Source organism: Streptococcus sp. DD11 (assembly GCF_001578865.1).
In the GTDB taxonomy this organism is placed as follows: domain Bacteria; phylum Bacillota; class Bacilli; order Lactobacillales; family Streptococcaceae; genus Streptococcus; species Streptococcus panodentis.
In genome coordinates, this window is record NZ_KQ969399.1 from 33,740 (window position 1) to 34,784 (window position 1,045).

1 protein-coding gene and 1 pseudogene are annotated in these 1,045 nt (G+C 49.1%); both read left to right on the plus strand.

From position 1 onward, the window contains the following. Positions 1–763: pseudogene (locus tag STRDD11_RS12900) on the plus strand (signal recognition particle protein); the annotation flags it as partial. Positions 764–820: 57 nt separating this feature from the next. Continuing rightward, positions 821–1,045 (plus strand): alpha/beta hydrolase (locus STRDD11_RS14840; RefSeq protein ID WP_241209464.1); only part of this gene is annotated, 225 nt, incomplete at its 3' end.

Sequence of the window (1,045 nt, forward strand, 5' to 3'; positions counted from 1 at the left end):
GTTTACCGGTACGGGTGAAAAAATCACGGATATCGAAACCTTCCACCCTGATCGCATGTCCAGCCGGATCCTGGGCATGGGAGACATGCTGACCCTGATCGAAAAAGCCTCTCAGGAATACGATGAGAAAAAATCGCTTGAAATGGCTGAAAAGATGCGGGAAAACACCTTTGATTTCAATGATTTCATCGACCAGCTGGATCAGGTGCAGAACATGGGGCCTATGGAGGACCTGCTGAAAATGCTGCCAGGGATGGCCAATAATCCTGCACTGAAAAACGTCAAGGTGGATGAAAAAGACATCGCCCGCAAACGCGCCATCGTGTCCTCTATGACACCGGCTGAGCGGGAAAATCCTGACTTACTGAATCCCAGCCGCCGGCGGAGGATTGCCAGCGGTTCGGGCAACAGCTTTGTCGATGTCAACAAATTTATCAAAGACTTTAACCAAGCAAAGCAGATGATGCAGGGCGTCCTATCAGGTGATATGAGCAAGATGATGAAGCAGATGGGCCTCAATCCTAATAACATGCCAAAAAACATGCCGAATGGCGGAGGAATGCCGGATATGTCCGCACTGGAAGGCCTGATGGGACAAGGCGGTATGCCAGATATGTCTGCTCTGGGAGGCGCAGGCACTCCAGACATGAGCCAAATGTTCGGCGGCGGCCTCAAAGGCAAGGCCGGCGAATTCATGATGCGCCGCACTATGAATAAAATGGCCAAGCAGATGAAAAAAAACAAGAAGAAGCGGAAGAAGTAGAAACAAAAAAACAGTCGCATAAGAAGTCTATGCGGCTTGTTTTTGGAGATAGTTATAATGAACCATTTTTTTACTCGGTTAATCAGCATTCTCGTTAAAACATACCAAAAATTGCTGAACAAACTCCCTTCCCACCCCATCAGTCAGCTGCCTGCCAGCAAGGTCAAAATACGCCCGATTATCATGATCCCAGGCAGTTCGGCGACGGAGAATCGCTTTAATCGGATGGTGAACAAGCTCAACCGCCGTCAGCATCCGCATCACAGCCTGATTCGCATCAAG